This window comes from Pyramidobacter piscolens W5455 (assembly GCF_000177335.1).
Classification (GTDB): domain Bacteria; phylum Synergistota; class Synergistia; order Synergistales; family Dethiosulfovibrionaceae; genus Pyramidobacter; species Pyramidobacter piscolens.
This window is the reverse complement of the sequence record NZ_ADFP01000047.1, coordinates 30,532-46,896: the sequence shown is the minus strand read 5'-3', so window position 1 is coordinate 46,896 and position 16,365 is coordinate 30,532. Positions and strand designations below refer to the sequence as shown.

Below are 16,365 nucleotides of genomic sequence, written 5' to 3'. Positions count from 1 at the left end.
ATGAGCCGTTTTATGGAGTTGGATCCGACCAAGGCAAAAACGTATCAGGCAAGAGAACGTCCTTCTCTTGTCACTGCGGCGAGCGAAGGGAAAGCCTACCGCCACGGCATGAGCGTGGGGGAATTCTTTCTCGGCCTTCCGAACGTCCTGAAGGCCAAAGACCTTCTCGAAGTCGCCGCGGCGATCGTGCAGGCGAAAAAAAATGGCCGCGCCGTGATCGCCATGTTCGGCGGTCACGTCGTCAAGTGCGGGTGTATTCCTTTTCTGCTGGATCTGGCGAAAGACGGCTTTATCACGCATTTCGCGTCGAACGGCGCCGCCGCCATCCACGATACCGAGTTGGCGTTGTGCGGTCGCACTTCGGAAGACGTGGCCGCGCAGATTGAAGACGGCTCTTTCGGCATGGCGGCGGATACGGCGGACGTGTTGAATCACGCCGCCTCCCGCGCCCGTCTCGGCAAAGAAGGTTTGGGCGAGGCTCTTGGCGCTCTGCTGGCGGAAAAACGGGCTCCTTACGACCGCCTCTGCCTTTCGGTCCAGGCGGCCCGGCTGAATATTCCTTATACGGTTCACGTCGCTTTGGGGACGGATATCGTACATCAGCATCCCAGCGCCGTCGGGGCGGACATCGGCGATGCGTCGCTGAGGGATTTCCGCATCTTTGCCGCATCCGTTTCCCGGCTTGAAGGCGGGGTGATTTTGAACTTGGGAAGCGCCGTGATCATGCCCGAAGTTTTTCTCAAGGCGCTTTCTCTCGCCAGAAATTTAGGCTTCAAGATCAAAAACTTTACCACGGTCAATATGGACATGATCCAGCATTATCGGCCCCGCATGAACGTCGTCACCCGTCCGGTGCAAAATTCCGGGAGAGGGTACGCCATCACCGGACATCATGAGATCATGATTCCGCTGCTTGGCGCCGCCGTCAGGGAGTTCGAGGCGGGAAGTTTGCATTTGCCGAGAGATGAGGCGCGCCGCGATGAAGATTGAGCCGTCCGAAATCGAACGAGTCCTCGTCGTCGGGCTCTCGTGCATCGGCGACATGCTGCTGAGCAGCGCGGCCCTGTATAATTTGAGGATGTATCTGCCTCACGCGCACTTCACGATTTGCGCGAACGCTCAAGTTTCTGCAATGCTTGCCGATGACCCCATGTGGGATGAAATAAAATTTTACGACCGCGGCAAGCCGGATTCCCCGTATAATGGATGGCGGGGACGCGTTCGGGCGATCCGCGAGTTTCGCGCGGGAAAGTACGATCTGATCGTCGATCTGCGCAGCACGTTGATCCCATTGTTCATGAACTGCCGGTACCGGCCGCTCTGGGGGTGGCGGGAAGTTTTTTTGCCGCGAAAGGTGCATGAAGCGGAAAGAAATCTCTATTGTATGCAAACTCTGGGCGTGCCGCTGAGAAGTCGAAGCATGAGGCTTTACGTCCCCAGGGATATCCACCGCGGCGTCCAGCGTGAGCTGGCTCCCTATCGGAACAAGCTGGTGATTTTGAATCCCGGAGGGCGCGCTTTCAAACGCTGGCCCGCCGAAAACTTTGCGGCGCTGGGACGTCGTTTGGGCGATCAAGGGTATAAAGTTGCCGTGATGGGCTATTCTGCCGAGGAGCAGGCCGCGGCCGCGCCGGTTCTGGCTTCGGTGCCGAAGGCGCTCGATTTTTCGGGACCGGTCCCCATGCCGATCAGCGCTTCGCGCCTGGCCGCGGCGTGCCTGTATGTCACGAATGACTGCGGCGGCCTTCATATGGCCAGCGCCATGGGAACGCCGACGGTCGGCATTTTCGGCACGACGGATCCGTGGCGGTATGGCCCGTGGGGAAACAGGCATGAAATCGTTTTTCCCAAGACGTGCCCGAAATCTTTTTGCCGCGACGAGGGCGCGAATTGTCCGATCGGGCGCGATAATTGCTTGAAGCAGATCCCGGTGGACGACGTGTGGGCGGCGGCGAGAAAAATCCTTGCGGCGTCGATTGACTGTGACGAGGGGCGAAAATGAATTTTCCGCGGGTGGCTCTGGATAACAATATCAAAGCGAAAGTTTTGTTTGTTCGTCTTTCATCTCTCGGTGATATCGTTCTTACGGCTCATATCGGCAGGAGACTGAAAGAGCTTTTCCCTTTTTTTGAACTGTCATGGCTCACGGAAAAAAATTACGGTCCCTTTGCAGAATACATGCCATGGATCGACAAGGTAATACCGTGGGACCGAAAAGAGGGGTGGCGGGGTTTTCTTAAACTGATTTCGCGCGTTCGCAACGAGAAGTTTGATATCCTGTTTAACTTGCAGGACAACGATCGCACGGCCTTGTTGACCCTGCTTACGCACATTCCGTTGAAGATCGGCTTCCATCGGCATTTTCAGTTTGTTTATAACCAAGATGTCTATGCCGTCTTGGGGCAATTAGGCATTCCTCCCTGTCTAGAAAAACAAATTCGCAGTTCCTTGGTGCGTCCGGAGGGGGACTCGCGTGTTGCCCCATGTATCGAAAGAGAAAACACGCGGTGTTGCGCCGCCCTGGCCATCGGAGCCAGCAAGGCGCGCAAGCGCTGGCCCGTTCCCTATTGGGCGCAGCTGATTCATTTTCTTTCGGAGAAAAACTGTCTGGCGGTGCTTCTGGGCTCTGGCGCCGAAGAAAAAAAGATGGCTCGAGAGATTATGGCACAGTGCTCTGGACAGAGAGTTCTCGATTGGGTAGACAAACTTTCGACGTCGGAATTGCTCTGCGTGTTGGCTGACGCTTCTTTTGTCGTCGCCGCCGACACCGGGCCGCTTCACATGGCGCGGGCGCTGGGGACTCCGGTGATCGCGATGTTCGGCCCGACGTCGCTCTCGATCTCTTATACGCAAAGCTTTGACAAGGTTGTTTATACATCCTGCGAAAAGATGGGGTGTTTGGATTGGAAATGCGATTTGCCCTGCATGGAACGTATTGCTCCGCAGAAGGTCATCAAAGCCGCAGAGGAAATTCTGGAATCTATTTTCCCGCAAAAGGGGTGAATCCGCTTTGTCCGAAGGCACTCTTGCAAAGATCATAGAACGGGTCGAGCGGCTTTCTCCATGTACAGTCGCCGTCGTCGGCGACCTCATGCTCGACCGGTATCTTTACGGCAGCGTGGAGCGGATCTCCCCCGAAGCGCCGATCCCGGTCGTGAAGTTTCAGAGTGAAAGGAGCGTCCTCGGCGGAGCGGGCAACGTCGTCGCCAATCTCTGCGGGCTGGGGGCGGACGTCAAGTGCTTCGCTCAGCTCGGCGGGGATCCGGCGGCGCGGGAAGTCCTGAAGCTTGTGGACGCCGTGAACGGTTCGTCCCGGGGAAGCGTCGAACTGTTCCCGTTCCATAAGGAGACGACGACCGTGAAAACGCGCGTCATCGGCAACGGGCGTCAGCAGATGATGAGGCTTGATCATGAGGATATCCTCCCGCTGGACCCGGAATCGGAGGGCGAACTTCTCGTCCGCCTGTCGGAACTCGCCGCGCGTCGTCTGAGCGCGGTCATTCTCTCCGATTACGGCAAGGGGATGTGTTCGTTTTCGTTGTGCCGCAAGGTCGTCGAGCTGTGCCGGGCGCATCGGATCCCGGTTTTCGTCGATCCCAAAGGTCGGGATTGGCAGCGCTATGCCGGGGCCGAACTGGTCACTCCCAACGTGAAAGAGCTTTCGGACGCGGCCGGACTTCCGATCTCGAATGACGACGACGAAGCGCTCGCGGCTCAGGCGCGGAAGGTTCGTTCTTCCTTTGGGCTGAACAATCTGCTGGTCACCCGTTCCGAAAAGGGCAGCACGTTCGTCGGCGAGCGGGAGTGTTTTGACGAACCGTCTCAGGCGGTCGACGTTTACGACGTTTCCGGCGCCGGCGACACCGTTATTGCCGCGGTCGCTTTTTTCCGCGCCTGCGGCGTCGACTGGCGGAACTGCTGCCGGCTGTCGAATGCGGCGGCCAAAGTGGTGATCGGCAAGGCCGGTACGTATCCGATCTCCTATCGGGAGTTGAAAGAGCTGTGTCTTTCTCAGGCGAAAGCGCATCCGCTCTCCGGCGGCCACAAGGTTCTCGACGCGGCCGCGGCGGTACGGCGGGTGAAGGAATGGAAGGCGCAAGGGAAGAAAGTGGTCTTCACGAACGGCTGCTTCGACGTCTTTCACGCCGGCCATGTCGATTCGCTGACACGCGCCAGAGCTTTGGGCAACCGTCTGATCGTCGGCCTCAACTCCGACCGCTCGGTAAAAAAGCTGAAAGGCGAGGCGCGTCCGATCAACGGCGAGCTGGACCGAGCTGCCGTTCTGGCGGCCCTTGAATGCGTCGACGTCGTGGTGATTTTCGACGAGGACACGCCGGAGCGGCTTCTTTCTCTGATCAGGCCGGATGTCCTGGCCAAGGGCGGCGACTACCGGCCGGAGCGGATCGCCGGCGCCGCATACGCCGGCAGAGTGGAGATCCTGCCGCTGCTCCCGGGGTTTTCCAGCACGTCGATCATTGACAGACTGCGCGAGAATGAATAAGAAAAAGTGGGTGATTCTCGACCGCGACGGGACGATCATCGAGGAAAAAAACTATCTTCGTCGTCCCGAGCAGGTGGCCCTTCTGCCCGGCGCGGCCGAAGGACTGAGACTTTTGTGCGAACGCGGGTACGTGTTGACGGTCGTGACCAATCAGTCGGGCGTCGGCCGCGGTTACTTTACGATGGACGACGTTGACCGCGTGCACTGTCGGCTGACGGAGCTGCTGGCGGAACGGGGAATCACGCTGCAGGGGATCTACGTCTGCCCGCATCGGGCAGATCAGCGCTGTGCGTGCCGCAAACCCGCCGTCGGGCTCATTTCACGGGCAAGCGCCGATTGCGGGCTGGACGGCGACGATATCGCCGCCGTGATCGGCGACAAAGAATCCGACATGCAGTTTGGCAAAAATCTCGCCAGTCCTGTGATACTATTAATGTCGGGTTACGGTCGTGAAGAGCGGGCGCGAGGCGTGAGCGCCGATTTTTACGCCGAGGACTTGCTGCAGGCGGCCCGTTGGCTTTTGGAACGTCAAAAATAAGGTGGAATCCATGGACAGGCACACGATAGAAGCGATCATTGCGGGAAATCTGGAACGCCACCGTCAGGTCTGCGAACGTCTGGCCGGTATGATGCCGCTGGTCGAGCGCGCTGCGGCGCTGATGATTCAGTCGCTGAAAAACGACGGGCGCGTTCTTTTCTGCGGCAACGGCGGCTCGGCTGCCGACGCTCAGCATCTCGCCGCGGAACTTTCCGGACGGTACCTTCTCAACCGGCCGGCGCTTGACGCGGAAGCGCTGCATGTCAACACTTCGGCGCTCACCGCAATCGCCAATGATTTCGGTTACGAAACGGTTTTCTCGCGGCAAGTCGAGGCGCATGGCCGTCCCGGAGACACGCTGGTGGCGATTTCGACCAGCGGCGGCAGCGCCAACGTCGTGAAGGCGGCTGAAGCCGCGCGCCGCAAAAATATGCGCGTCATTGCCATGACGGGAGAAAGAAACTCGCTTCTGGCCGGTATGGCGGACGTCGTGCTGGCGGTGCCGACGGCCGAGACGCCTCGAATTCAGGAGATGCACATTCTGATCGGACACACGCTGTGTGAAATCATCGAAAAAAGCCTTTTTGAAGAGAAGTGATCTTTTCGTGGGCTTCTTTCCGATTGGGGAACGTGTTTTTATCATCAAGGAGGGACTCGAATGAGTGTCAAAAGAAAAGGATTTTATTTTGCGCTGATGATGGGGATGCTGAGCGTTTCGACCGCCTCTGCCGCGGAGTGGCGCCAAAAGAAGGAATACCGCGACGATTTCGGCGCCAGCGTCGAAATCCAGGCGACGTACTATGCGGCGGAATATGTGGAACGCTCGACTCAGGATCAGGCGCAGAAAAATCTGTGGACGGCCGACGAGGCGGAGGATTACCGTTACAATTTGCTGCAGCAGCTGAAACTTGATGATACGATCCCCGTGTTTATCAAATTCACGAACCGCGGACCGGCGATCCGCATGGCTCCTTTCGAGAGCCAGGTCACCCTGACCGTGGGCAAACATCGCCTTTCCCCCGTCGACTACGACAAACGCTTCAACTTCAAAATCACCGACGAGCGCGAGGGGTTCGTCTACTTCCCCCGTTACGATTCCAAGGGGAAACCCTATCTGACGCCGAAAGTCAAAACGGTCAAATTTACCATCGACGGCGCCATTACGCCCGTGACGCTTGGCAAGACCATCGATTTCTTCTGGGACGTCAAAGACGACGACCCCGACAAGCTGCTGAAAGGCAAATCGGGCGCCCGCATGGAAATGGACCGCCTGAACAAACGCGTCGGCAACCTGACGAAGGAAGGCAAGGAGCTTCAGGATCGTTTGAACGAGATCCAGGAAGAACTGACCAAGATCAACAAACGCATGATGGAACTGCAAAAAGAAATTTAATCGGCGGAAAACGAAAAGGGACTCAGCTCTCCACGAGTTGAGTCCCTTTCGTCTGGCCCGGTGATTCCGGTTGAAGAGAAAAGTGTATAATTGGACAAACAGCGCGCAAGGAGGACAAAAATGAAACGTATTGCAGTGTTGACCAGCGGCGGCGACGCGCCCGGGATGAACGCAGCCATCAGAGCCGCAGTCAGGTGCGCGGCCTATCACGGCATAAAATGTCTGGGAGTGGAACAGGGCTACGAGGGCCTCATCGACGGCATGTTCCGCAAGATCGAAGTGCGGGACGTGGGGTCGATCATCCAGCGCGGCGGGACGATGCTGCGAACTTCGCGCAGCGAGCGTTTCCTGACGGAGGAAGGCAGGAAAAAAGCGCGCCAGCAGTGCGACGATCGCAACATCGACGGCCTGATCGTGATCGGCGGCGACGGTTCGTTCCGCGGCGCCTGGGAACTGCAGAAAATGGGGCTGCCCGTCGTGGGGATCCCCGCGACGATCGACAACGACGTCAACGGCACCGACATGACGATCGGCTTCGATACGGCGCTCAATACGGCTCTGGACGCCGTGCGGCGGCTGCGCGACACGGCCCACAGTCACGACAAACTTTTCATCGTCGAGGTGATGGGACGTCGCTGCGGTTTTATCGCGCTTCAGACCGCCGTGGCCGGCGGCGCGGAATTTGCGGTGCTGCCCGAGATTCCTTTCGACATCGGCGCTCTGTGCAAAAAGCTCAAAGCGTCGCGCCTCAGCGGGAAAAATTATTCCCTCATCATTCTTGCGGAAGGCGTCATGTCCGGCTACGAACTGCAGGAAAAGCTTGCCGAACAGGCGCCCGGTTACAAAGCGACCGTGACGGTGCTCGGCCATATTCAGCGCGGCGGCGCGCCGTCCAGCTACGACGCGACGATCGCCACCCGCATGGGCGCCTACGCGGTCACCTGCCTGCTGGAAGGGAGACACGGCGTCATGGCCGGACTGGTCAATGGGCGCATGGTGCCGGTACCTCTGCCGAACACGTGGGAAACAAGAAAGCGGCTGAACCCCGAACTGCTTGAGTTGGTAGAAGAGCTCAGCATTTAACCGCCGTTCCGCCGCAGGCCGCCGATATAGGCCTGGCCGACGGAGAGGCATTCGTCATTCGGAGAAAGCAGTTTATGAGTGAGCGGCGTCAGCCCCCGAGCGCGCAGCAGGGGCAACGTCTCTTTCAAGAGCAGGGCGTTCTGCCAGCAGCCGCCGGAAAGGGCGGCCAGACGAATGCCCGTTTGACCGGCAACGTCCGCGGCGCACCGGGCCAGCGCCTGCGCCAGCCGCGTGTGAAAAGCCCCGGCCGCAAAAAGGGCGTCGTGCGGGGCCTGCGCCAGAGCGGCGACGAAAGGGCGCCAGTCGATGACGTTGTTTTCAACGTCAAAGGGCGGACCGGCGACGGACGTGGGATGCGTTTCCGCAAAAGCCTGCAGTTCCATGGCCGCTTCGCCGTCATAGCTGACGGTTTCTTTTTTCAGCACGATCGCGGCCAGACCGTCGAAAAGGCGCCCGCAGGAACTTGTAAGCGGAAACGCCTGCCAGGCGTTCAGAAGCTGCCGGGCGGCGGCAATCCGTCCGGGCCAGAGAATTCGGCACAGTCCGAGGGCCTGAGAGACGCCGCAGCTTTCCACCAGCAGACTCAAGCCGCAGCGCCAGGGTTCCGTGACGGCGCGGTCGCCCCCGGGCAGGCGGAATTCTCGGAGATGCCCGCAGCGTTCGAAGCGTTCCGCGTCGCCGCAGAGGAGCTCGCCGCCCCAGATCGAACCGTCGCTGCCGTATCCCGTGCCATCCATGATGATGCCGAGGGCGGGGGAATCGACGCGGTTTTCCGCGAGACAGGCCATCATGTGGGCATAGTGGTGCTGCACGGCGAGCGCCGGCAGCCGGGGAAAAATTCTTTTCGCCGCGGCGGTGGAGAGATAAAGCGGATGCAGATCGGTGACGAGCCGCTCGGGGGCGAAACTGTAGAGACCGAGAAAGTGCCGCAGGGCTTTTTCATAGAACTGCGCGGTCCCCATGTCTTTCATGTCGCCGAGATATTGGCTGGGAAAAATCATGGCGTCCTGGCTGAACGAAAAAGTGCCTTTCATCTCCGCGCCGGCGGCGAGCACCGGCGCCAGCTCGCGCGCGGCGATAATGGGATTGGGCACGTAACCGCGCGCCCGTCGGATCAGGACGGGGCCGTCGTCGTGATGGAGCAGGACGGAGTCGTCGATCTTCATGTGGATCGGGCGGTTGTGGACGAGAAATCCGTCGCAGATCCCGGCGAGGCGTCGGTACGCCTCCTCGTTTTCGGAGACAAGCGGCTCGCCGCTCAGATTGGCGCTTGTCATCACGAGAGCGTCGAATCCTTCCATGATCATGTGATGGAGCGGCGTATAGGGGAGCATCACGCCCAGACGATTCAAACCGGGCGCGACCGACGGGGCAAGAAGGTTGGAATCGTTCCGTTCCAGCAGTATAATGGGAGCTCGTGCGCCCGTCAGCAATTTTTTATCGTCGGCGCTCAGCTTCACGAGTTTTTCGGCGACGGCGACGTTTTTGACCATGACCGCGAAGGGACGGCGCGGACGGCGCTTGCGGCGGCGCAGCAGCGAAACGGCCTCTTCCCGCGTCGCGTCGCAGGCCAGATGGAAGCCGCCCAACCCCTTGACGGCGATGATTTGGCCGTTCGCAAGCGCGGCGATCGCCAGTCCGAAAGCTTTTTCGTCCTGCGCGATCTCTTGTCCCCGAGCGTCGCAATACGCCAGGCGAGGCCCGCACACGGGGCAGGCGTTCGGCTGGGCGTGAAAACGGCGGTTTGTTTCGTCGGCGTATTCCTGCTGGCACGCTGGACACATCGGGAAGGCCGACATGGTCGTCTTGGGACGATCGTAGGGGAGTTCCCTGACGATCGAAAAGCGCGGGCCGCAGTTCGTGCAGTTCGTGAAGGCGTAACGGTAACGTTTGTTGGCGGGGTCCCTGACGTCGGCCAGGCAGTCCCGGCACGTCGCCATGTCGGGCGGAAGCAAAACTCTCTGCCGGAGCGAACGCACGCTTTTGAGTATGGTAAAATCATCGTCGGCCTGTTCGATGTTCTTCCGTTCGAGCAGCATGATATCCACGATCAGCGCCACGTCGGGACAGTCGCGTTTCAGCTCCGCCACGTACCGCGCGATCGCGTCCTCCGTCCCCTGCAAACGGAGCAGAACGCCGTCGGAAGTGTTCGCCACGGAGCCGCGGATTCCGGCGCGATGCGCGATTCTTACGCACAGCGGACGGAAGCCGACGCCCTGAACGATGCCGCTGACGCTGTATGTTTTTTCAATCAGCATGAGTTTCACCTCGAATATGAAAACGCTCCGATTATTTTAATCGGTCGAAGACCTGCCCACAAGCGGCGCGGAGAGAGCATGAGCGAAAAAATTCTTGTCGGTGTCAGCGGCGGCGTTGACAGCGCCTTGTCCGCCCTGCGGCTCAGAGACCTGGGCTACGACGTGACGGCGGCGCATTTGATTTTGAAAGACGGCGAGGATCCGACCGACCGCCTGCGTTTGGAGCGCCTGGCGCGGCATGTGCCGGTGCACGAATTGGACTGTCGGGCGCGGTTTTGCGAGCGAGTCGTCCGCCCTTTCCTCGACGCTTACAGAAAAGGCCTTACGCCCAATCCCTGCGTGATCTGCAACGCCGCCCTGAAATTCAGGGCGCTGTTCGAGCTGGCCGACCGGCTGGGCATCGACAAGGTCGCCACGGGGCACTACGCGCGCGTTTTAAAGCGCGGGCGCCGCTGGGCCATCGCCCGCACGGACTCGCCGAAAGATCAGACGTACATGCTGTGCCGGCTGCCGCATGAGTGGCTCTCGCGGCTCTGCTTCCCGCTTTCGGAAGAGCGAAGTAAAACTGGCGTGAAAAACGAACTCGCTTCCAGGCTGGGAGCCGAAAGGCTGGCGCAGGGCGACAGCCAGGGCATTTGTTTTCTCGAAGGCGGTTCGCTGGAACGTTTTCTCGAAGATCACCTCGCCGCGGAAGAGCGCCACATCGGACGCATGGTCGGCCATGACGGCGAAGATTTGGGACCGCATAAAGGCTTGATCTTTTATACCGAAGGGCAGCGCCGCGGGCTGGGACTGTCGCGCGGCCCGTGGTTCGTGGCGCGGCGGGATTTCGCGAGCAACCGTCTGCTGCTGTCCCATGGAACGGAAGCCACGGTCGGGACGATTTATTTTGAAAACGCTCGCTGGCAGCAGGAAGTCCGCGCCGGGCAGGACTGTCTCGTTCAGTACTGCTACCGCGCCCGGCCGGTTCCCGGCCGGCTGGCGGACTGTCATGACGGCGGCGGAACGGTCGAACTGCAGGAGCCTGCCGGGAGCGTTTCGATCGGACAGGCGCTTGTCCTTTACGACGTCGCGGAACGCGTTCTCCTCGGCGGCGGATTTATAAAATACATGGAATGACTGGGGGAAAGGCCATGAAAATACGGGCCCGGAAATTGACGGCGGCGCAGGTGCGAAGAAAGACGGATCCCAAGGTGCTGCGCTGTTCTTCTTCTGCGGAGCTGGAAGGCTTGACTCATTTTATCGGACAGGAGCGGGCTGTCAAATCGATCGATTTCGGCCTTGCCGTCAAGAGCACCGGCTACAACGTCTTTATCGTCGGGCCGCAGGGCAGCGGACGCACGAGTTACGCGCTGAAAAGCGTGCGCGAAAAAGCGGCCCGCCTGCCGGCGCCCAACGACTGGATCTACGTCAACAATTTCGACGAGCCGGCGACGCCTTTGGCCATCGACCTGCCGGCCGGGCAGGCGAAAAAAGCCGAGGAAGACTTCGACAAGCTGATCGAAGAACTGAAGTCCGTGATCAGCGGCGCCTTCGAGAAAAGCAGCTACGAAGACGCCAAAGCGCAGGAAATCAGCTCGTTTCAGGACCAGATCTCGAAGATGATGAATCACGTTCGCGAAGAGGCCGAAAAGGACGGTTTCCTCGTCAAGCGCACGCCGCAGGGGTTTGTGAACATTCCTCTCAAAATCGTCAAGAACGGCAAAGGCAAAAAAGAGTTCAAGGAACTTCAGACCGACGAATTCGAAGCGCTGCCGCGGAAAGAGCAGAAGCGCCTCAAGAGCGTGTCCGACGCCCTGACCTCGAAAACTCTGGAAGTGCTGCGGCAGATCCGGGAGAAGGAGCGCGCGCTCAAGGCCAAGCTTTCGGATATGGAAGCCGAGATCTGCCGCACGGCGATCGGCCCTTACCTGGACGAGATCCGGGAAAAATACGGACAGACGAAGAAGTTCGCCCAATGGATCGATTCGCTGGAGCGCCAGATCGTCGCCAATTACGCGCTGTTCATTGCCGCCGCCCGCGACGAGAGCGGCGAAGTGGATTTCACGCCGTACAGGATCAACGTCTTCGTCGGCAACGATCCCAAGGGCGGCGCGCCGGCCGTGTGGGAGACCAACCCGACTTTTTACAACATCGCCGGCAAGATGGAGTACGAGAGCCGCCAGGGATACTATTATACCGACTTCACGCGGATCGTGAGCGGCGCGCTGCATCGGGCCAACGGCGGCTATCTGATCCTCGACGCGGAAGAGCTGCTGCGCAATTTCATGTCCTACGACCTGTTGAAGCGCGTGCTGCGCTCCGGCCTGCTCACGGTCGAGAACCTCAGCGACCAGTACAGCGTCATGCCGATCACGACGCCGCGCCCGGAAGCGATCCCCATCAAGACGAAAGTGATCCTCGTCGGCAGTTATTACATTTATTATCTGCTGCGCGAATACGACCCCGACTTCCCCAAATTCTTCAAGACCGTCGCGGAGTTCGACTGCGAAATGCCGCGCACGCCGGAAAACGAGTGGGATATGGCGCGCTTCGTCAAGACGACGGCCGAACAGGACGGCTGTCTGCCGTTCAACAAAAAAGCGCTGGCCGAACTGATCGAATGGGCTTCGCGTCTCGCCGACGATCAGAACAAACTCTCGACCCAGTTCAACAGGCTGAAAGAATACGTCGTCGAATCGTCCGCCTGGGCCCTGTCCGAAGGCGCCAAGTCGGTTGACCGCAAGCACGTGCTGCGGGCGATCCAGGAAAAACGCTACCGCTCCAGCCAGACGGAAGAAAAGATCCGCGCCGCCTTCGCCGAAGACATCATCCGCATCGACACGGACGGCGCTGTCGTCGGGCAGATCAACGGGCTGGCCGTCGTCAGCTTTGCCGAAGTTTCCTTCGGGCACCCTGCGCGCATCACGGCCAACACGTTCATGGGGCAGGAGGGCGTCATCAACATCGAACGCGAGATTTTAATGGCGGGGCCGATCCACAACAAAGGCCTGCTGACTCTGAGCAGCTATCTCGGGCGCGTTTACGCGCAGGACATGCCGCTGACGCTTTCCGCCCGGCTGTCGTTCGAGCAGAATTACGGCGGCATCGACGGCGACAGCGCTTCGTCCACCGAGCTGTACTGCCTGCTTTCCTCGCTGGCCGACGTGCCGATCGCGCAGAACATCGCCGTGACCGGCTCGGTCGATCAGTTCGGCAACATCCAGCCGATCGGCGGCGTCAACGAGAAGATCGAGGGCTTCTTCAGCTACTGCCTCGCGCGCGGCCTGACCGGCTCGCAGGGCGTGCTGATCCCATGGCAGAACGAGCGGCATTTGATGCTCAATCACGACGTGGTCGAAGCGATCCGCCGCAAGCAGTTCCATATCTGGTCCGTGAAGACGATCGACGAAGGCATCGAGCTCCTGACCGGCCGCCCGGCCGGAAAGCGCCGGGCCGACGGGACGTATCCGGAGGATTCGATCCACGGGCGGGCGATGGCGAAGCTGAAACGCTGGATCGAAAAGAGCGCCGCCCTGAGCAGAGGCCAGAAGGGGAACGCGCCTTCCGCCCTCTCCCGGGAGCGAAAACAATGAGCCGGGTCGACGTGGGCAAAAAAGTTGCGCCCGGACGGATCGAAGCGCCGTCGATCACGGCCGTGCTGGAGATTCTGGAGCAGCTCTGGAAACAGGGGACGGACTCGGCCAAAATCGTCTATGAAGAGCCGCTCGACGGGCTGATCGAGACGGTGCTGTCGCAGAACACCAACGACCGCAACCGCGACATGGCCTTCGAGCGCCTGAAATCCCGGTACGGCAGCTGGGATCGCGTCGCCGCGCTGCCGCAGGACCGGATCGCCGAGGCGATCAAGCCGGCGGGAATCTGCAACAACAAAGCGGCGACGATCCTGCGCGTGCTGAAAACCGTGAAAGAGCGCTTCGGCGAATATTCGCTCAAACGCCTGAAAAGCGGTACGCCCGCCGCGGCCTGGGATTTTATGACGCACATCCAGGGCGTCGGCCCGAAAACGGCCGCCTGCGTGCTCGCTTTCGATCTCGGTTTTCCGGCCTTTCCCGTGGACACGCATGTGGCGCGCATCTCGAAGCGGCTCGGCTGGGCCGACGCCAAAGAGACGCCTGCGGAGATCCAGGCCCGCCTCGAACGGCTTGTGCCCGACGGGATGAAGTGCGCCGGGCACCTGGACGTGATCCAGCACGGAAAAAACATCTGCAAGGCCCGAGCGCCGAAGTGCGGCGAATGTCCCCTCAGGGGCATCTGTCCTTCCAGCGAAGCCTGACGAAAAAAAAGGAGTTCCCCGGTATTTTTCGGGGAACTCCTTTTTTCTGTCTGTGCGTAAGCTTTGAGGCGTGATAGAATATTTTCAGTCAGTCGCCGATATTTCCCGCCTTGACACTGAACGGCGGGGAATCGTTCACGCAAAGGGGGAACGACCATGGAAGAACTCAACTTGTTTGAAAGCGAGCAGACGCAGCCTCTTGCCGCCCGCCTCAGGCCGCGGAGCCTGGACGAGTTCGTCGGGCAGACGCACCTGCTGGGGCCGGATAAAATCCTGCGCCGCCTGATCGTCAACGATACCATTTCCTCGATGATCTTCTGGGGACCGCCGGGCGTCGGCAAAACCACGCTGGCCCGCATCATCGCCAACCAGACCAAGGCGGAGTTCATCAACTTTTCGGCGGTGACCAGCGGCATCAAGGAAATACGCACCGTGATGCAGCAGGCCGAGAGCAACCGCGCTTTCGGCGGCAAGACCATCGTCTTCGTCGACGAGATCCACCGTTTCAACAAGGCGCAGCAGGACGCCTTCCTGCCGTTCGTCGAGAAAGGGAGCATCATCCTCATCGGCGCGACGACGGAAAATCCCTCCTTTGAGGTCAACGGCGCTCTTCTGTCCCGCTGCAAGGTCTTCGTGCTGCAGGCGCTCACAACGGATGAGCTGGTCTCTTTGCTGCAGCGGGCGCTTGCCGACCCGCGCGGCTTCGGCCGCCAAAACGTGCGCATCGCTCCCGAACTGCTGGAAATGATCGCCAACTTCGCCAACGGCGACGCCCGTTCGGCCCTGTCAACGCTGGAAATGGTCGTGTTGAACGGCAATCGTGCCGACGGCGAAACCGAGGTCACGCCGGAGGTGCTGGAGCAGTGCCTCTCCAAGAAATCGCTGCTGTACGACAAAAAGGGCGAAGAACATTACAACCTCATCTCGGCGCTCCACAAGTCGATGCGCAATTCCGACCCCGACGCCGCGGTTTACTGGCTGGCGCGAATGCTCGAGGCGGGAGAAGACCCGCTCTACGTGGCGCGCCGGATCGTGCGCTTCGCCAGCGAAGACGTCGGGCTGGCCGATCCGAGAGCGCTGGAACTGGCGGTGGCGGCCTATCAGGCCTGCCATTTCCTCGGCATGCCCGAGTGTTCCGTCCATCTCACCCAAGCGGCCGTCTACCTCTCGCTGGCGCCCAAGTCGAACGCCCTCTACCGCGCCTATGAGTCGGCCCGGCACGACGCGATCTCCCAATTGGCCGAGCCCGTCCCGCTCGTGATCCGCAACGCTCCGACCAAGCTGATGAAGGAGCTCGATTACGGCAAAGGCTACCAGTACGCCCACGACGCCGCGGAAAAATTGACCGGCATGCAGTGCCTGCCGGATTCGCTGCTGGGAAAAACTTATTACGAACCGACGGAGCAGGGGCTTGAAGCGAAGTACAAAGCGCGCCTCGAGTTCATCAAAGATTGGAAAGCCAAGCACGGCAGTTGACGCGGTTTAAAAGAAAACCCCGTCGTGCGGCGCGTCCAGCGCATCACACGACGGGATCGGCATCTCGGCGGTGGTGCTCAGAGCGGGACTCGAACCCGCACGGCGCAATGCCAGGGGATTTTAAGTCCCCAGTGTCTACCGATTCCACCATCTGAGCCCTTTCAATTACTCAAGAATCATACCATAGGTTGAATGACGTCTCAAGATATTTTTGCTTCCGCGACGCGTATTTCCGCTCGCGAAATCCGCCGGGATGGGGATACGAAATCGATGCAAATTGCGCGAAGGTCTGGGGCTGATTGTGTTTTGCGCTTCCGTGTGCTAAAGTGAAAATGAAATGGAGTCTTAAAAGTTATTTCCTATAATATCAGTCGGGAGGCACGATCACATGGAAAAATGGAAGGACGAACTGACAGAGCAGCTTGCTTCTGCGTTTCTTTCCCTGAACACGGTGGAAGAAGTGTATGATTTTCTCGAAGATGTGGCGACCATCGGCGAAATCAAGGCTCTTTCACAACGCTTGGAAGTGGCGCGATTGTTGCGCCAGAATCACACGTATCCGCAAATAGCGCAAAGGACCGGCGCCAGTACGGCGACGATCAGCCGCGTGCGTAAATTTCTCGACTACGGCGCCGACGGGTATGGAATCGTGCTGAATAGACTCGAAGAGAACGGGAAAAAGCGTCGCGAATAAAAAATGACCTTCAATACGCCAGGGCTGTCGGCACTATGGACGGCCCTGGCGTATATTTAAGAGGCGGCGCTCATTTAAAAACATTATAGGACTTTTAGCCTGAAAAATTTATCCCTCCAGAGCATGCCGGGGGACCCAGTTGGAAA

General features: G+C 59.6%; 14 protein-coding genes and 1 tRNA gene. 13 read left to right on the top strand and 2 right to left on the bottom strand.

The features are described 5' to 3' along the window. The 8 genes from HMPREF7215_RS03620 (at nt 1) to pfkA (ending at nt 7,515) form a co-directional block, all read left to right on the top strand. Nucleotides 1–990: a GSU2086 family protein gene (locus HMPREF7215_RS03620; RefSeq protein WP_009164292.1), complete on the top strand. Its 990-nt coding sequence runs from the start codon at nt 1–3 to the stop codon at nt 988–990. Continuing rightward, the gene (locus HMPREF7215_RS03615) at nt 980–2,002 is read left to right on the top strand and encodes a glycosyltransferase family 9 protein (protein ID WP_009164291.1); all 1,023 of its coding nucleotides are present in this window, start codon (nt 980–982) and stop codon (nt 2,000–2,002) included. The genes HMPREF7215_RS03620 and HMPREF7215_RS03615 overlap by 11 nt, the downstream gene beginning before the upstream one ends. Further along, the gene (locus tag HMPREF7215_RS03610) at nt 1,999–3,003 is read left to right on the top strand and encodes a glycosyltransferase family 9 protein (RefSeq protein WP_009164290.1); all 1,005 of its coding nucleotides are present in this window, start codon (nt 1,999–2,001) and stop codon (nt 3,001–3,003) included. Before HMPREF7215_RS03615 ends, HMPREF7215_RS03610 begins: the two co-directional genes overlap by 4 nt. Before the next feature lie 7 nt (nt 3,004–3,010). Beyond that, on the top strand, nt 3,011–4,501 hold the full coding sequence (gene rfaE2 / locus HMPREF7215_RS03605) for a D-glycero-beta-D-manno-heptose 1-phosphate adenylyltransferase (RefSeq protein WP_009164289.1): 1,491 nt from the start codon (nt 3,011–3,013) through the stop codon (nt 4,499–4,501). Then, nucleotides 4,494–5,039, top strand: coding sequence for a D-glycero-alpha-D-manno-heptose-1,7-bisphosphate 7-phosphatase (locus tag HMPREF7215_RS03600; RefSeq protein WP_040550362.1), 546 nt, complete (start codon nt 4,494–4,496; stop codon nt 5,037–5,039). The genes rfaE2 and HMPREF7215_RS03600 overlap by 8 nt, the downstream gene beginning before the upstream one ends. Nucleotides 5,040–5,049: 10 nt before the next feature. Then, entirely contained in the window at nt 5,050–5,637 is a 588-nt protein-coding gene (gene gmhA / locus HMPREF7215_RS03595; protein WP_009164287.1) for a D-sedoheptulose 7-phosphate isomerase, read from the top strand. 60 nt (nt 5,638–5,697) lie between these two features. Next, a complete protein-coding gene (locus HMPREF7215_RS03590) occupies nt 5,698–6,432 on the top strand; it encodes a hypothetical protein (protein ID WP_009164286.1) in 735 nt (244 codons plus the stop codon). Nucleotides 6,433–6,552: 120 nt separating this feature from the next. Continuing rightward, on the top strand, nt 6,553–7,515 hold the full coding sequence (gene pfkA / locus HMPREF7215_RS03585) for a 6-phosphofructokinase (RefSeq protein ID WP_009164285.1): 963 nt from the start codon (nt 6,553–6,555) through the stop codon (nt 7,513–7,515). On the opposite strand, the gene hypF is transcribed toward pfkA, so the two are convergent. Further along, the gene (hypF, locus tag HMPREF7215_RS03580) at nt 7,512–9,773 is read right to left on the bottom strand and encodes a carbamoyltransferase HypF (protein ID WP_009164284.1); all 2,262 of its coding nucleotides are present in this window, start codon (nt 9,771–9,773) and stop codon (nt 7,512–7,514) included. The two genes, pfkA and hypF, sit on opposite strands and share 4 nt — an antisense overlap. A 78-nt stretch (nt 9,774–9,851) precedes the next feature. On the opposite strand from hypF, the gene mnmA reads away from it, so the two are divergent. From mnmA to HMPREF7215_RS03560, 4 genes are all read left to right on the top strand, one after another. Beyond that, nucleotides 9,852–10,892 carry a tRNA 2-thiouridine(34) synthase MnmA gene (gene mnmA, locus HMPREF7215_RS03575; protein ID WP_009164283.1) on the top strand — a complete coding sequence of 347 codons (1,041 nt, stop codon included), beginning with the start codon at nt 9,852–9,854 and terminating at the stop codon, nt 10,890–10,892. Between the two features lie 14 nt (nt 10,893–10,906). Then, entirely contained in the window at nt 10,907–13,348 is a 2,442-nt protein-coding gene (locus HMPREF7215_RS03570; protein WP_009164282.1) for a Lon protease family protein, read from the top strand. Then, entirely contained in the window at nt 13,345–14,049 is a 705-nt protein-coding gene (locus tag HMPREF7215_RS03565; protein ID WP_009164281.1) for an endonuclease III domain-containing protein, read from the top strand. Before HMPREF7215_RS03570 ends, HMPREF7215_RS03565 begins: the two co-directional genes overlap by 4 nt. Before the next feature lie 156 nt (nt 14,050–14,205). Then, complete coding sequence (locus HMPREF7215_RS03560; protein ID WP_009164279.1) at nt 14,206–15,525, top strand: replication-associated recombination protein A; 1,320 nt, start codon at nt 14,206–14,208, stop codon at nt 15,523–15,525. Nucleotides 15,526–15,596: 71 nt separating this feature from the next. On the opposite strand, the gene HMPREF7215_RS03555 is transcribed toward HMPREF7215_RS03560, so the two are convergent. Further along, nucleotides 15,597–15,682, bottom strand: a tRNA-Leu gene (locus tag HMPREF7215_RS03555). A gap of 231 nt (nt 15,683–15,913) precedes the next feature. Between HMPREF7215_RS03555 and HMPREF7215_RS03550 the strand changes: the two genes are divergently transcribed. Further along, entirely contained in the window at nt 15,914–16,219 is a 306-nt protein-coding gene (locus HMPREF7215_RS03550; RefSeq protein ID WP_009164278.1) for a YerC/YecD family TrpR-related protein, read from the top strand. Nucleotides 16,220–16,365: the final 146 nt, after the last annotated feature.

Excerpts from the sequence above, each read along its gene's own strand:
- HMPREF7215_RS03615 (WP_009164291.1), top strand. The coding sequence starts at position 980 with ATGAAGATTGAGCCGTCCGAAATCGAACGAGTCCTCGTCGTCGGGCTC.
- HMPREF7215_RS03565 (WP_009164281.1), top strand. The coding sequence starts at position 13,345 with ATGAGCCGGGTCGACGTGGGCAAAAAAGTTGCGCCCGGACGGATCGAA.
- HMPREF7215_RS03590 (WP_009164286.1), top strand. The coding sequence starts at position 5,698 with ATGAGTGTCAAAAGAAAAGGATTTTATTTTGCGCTGATGATGGGGATG.
- gmhA (WP_009164287.1), top strand. The coding sequence starts at position 5,050 with ATGGACAGGCACACGATAGAAGCGATCATTGCGGGAAATCTGGAACGC.
- hypF (WP_009164284.1), bottom strand. The coding sequence starts at position 9,773 with ATGCTGATTGAAAAAACATACAGCGTCAGCGGCATCGTTCAGGGCGTC.
- HMPREF7215_RS03550 (WP_009164278.1), top strand. The coding sequence starts at position 15,914 with ATGGAAAAATGGAAGGACGAACTGACAGAGCAGCTTGCTTCTGCGTTT.
- HMPREF7215_RS03600 (WP_040550362.1), top strand. The coding sequence starts at position 4,494 with ATGAATAAGAAAAAGTGGGTGATTCTCGACCGCGACGGGACGATCATC.
- HMPREF7215_RS03560 (WP_009164279.1), top strand. The coding sequence starts at position 14,206 with ATGGAAGAACTCAACTTGTTTGAAAGCGAGCAGACGCAGCCTCTTGCC.
- mnmA (WP_009164283.1), top strand. The coding sequence starts at position 9,852 with ATGAGCGAAAAAATTCTTGTCGGTGTCAGCGGCGGCGTTGACAGCGCC.
- pfkA (WP_009164285.1), top strand. The coding sequence starts at position 6,553 with ATGAAACGTATTGCAGTGTTGACCAGCGGCGGCGACGCGCCCGGGATG.
- HMPREF7215_RS03610 (WP_009164290.1), top strand. The coding sequence starts at position 1,999 with ATGAATTTTCCGCGGGTGGCTCTGGATAACAATATCAAAGCGAAAGTT.
- HMPREF7215_RS03620 (WP_009164292.1), top strand. The coding sequence starts at position 1 with ATGAGCCGTTTTATGGAGTTGGATCCGACCAAGGCAAAAACGTATCAG.
- HMPREF7215_RS03570 (WP_009164282.1), top strand. The coding sequence starts at position 10,907 with ATGAAAATACGGGCCCGGAAATTGACGGCGGCGCAGGTGCGAAGAAAG.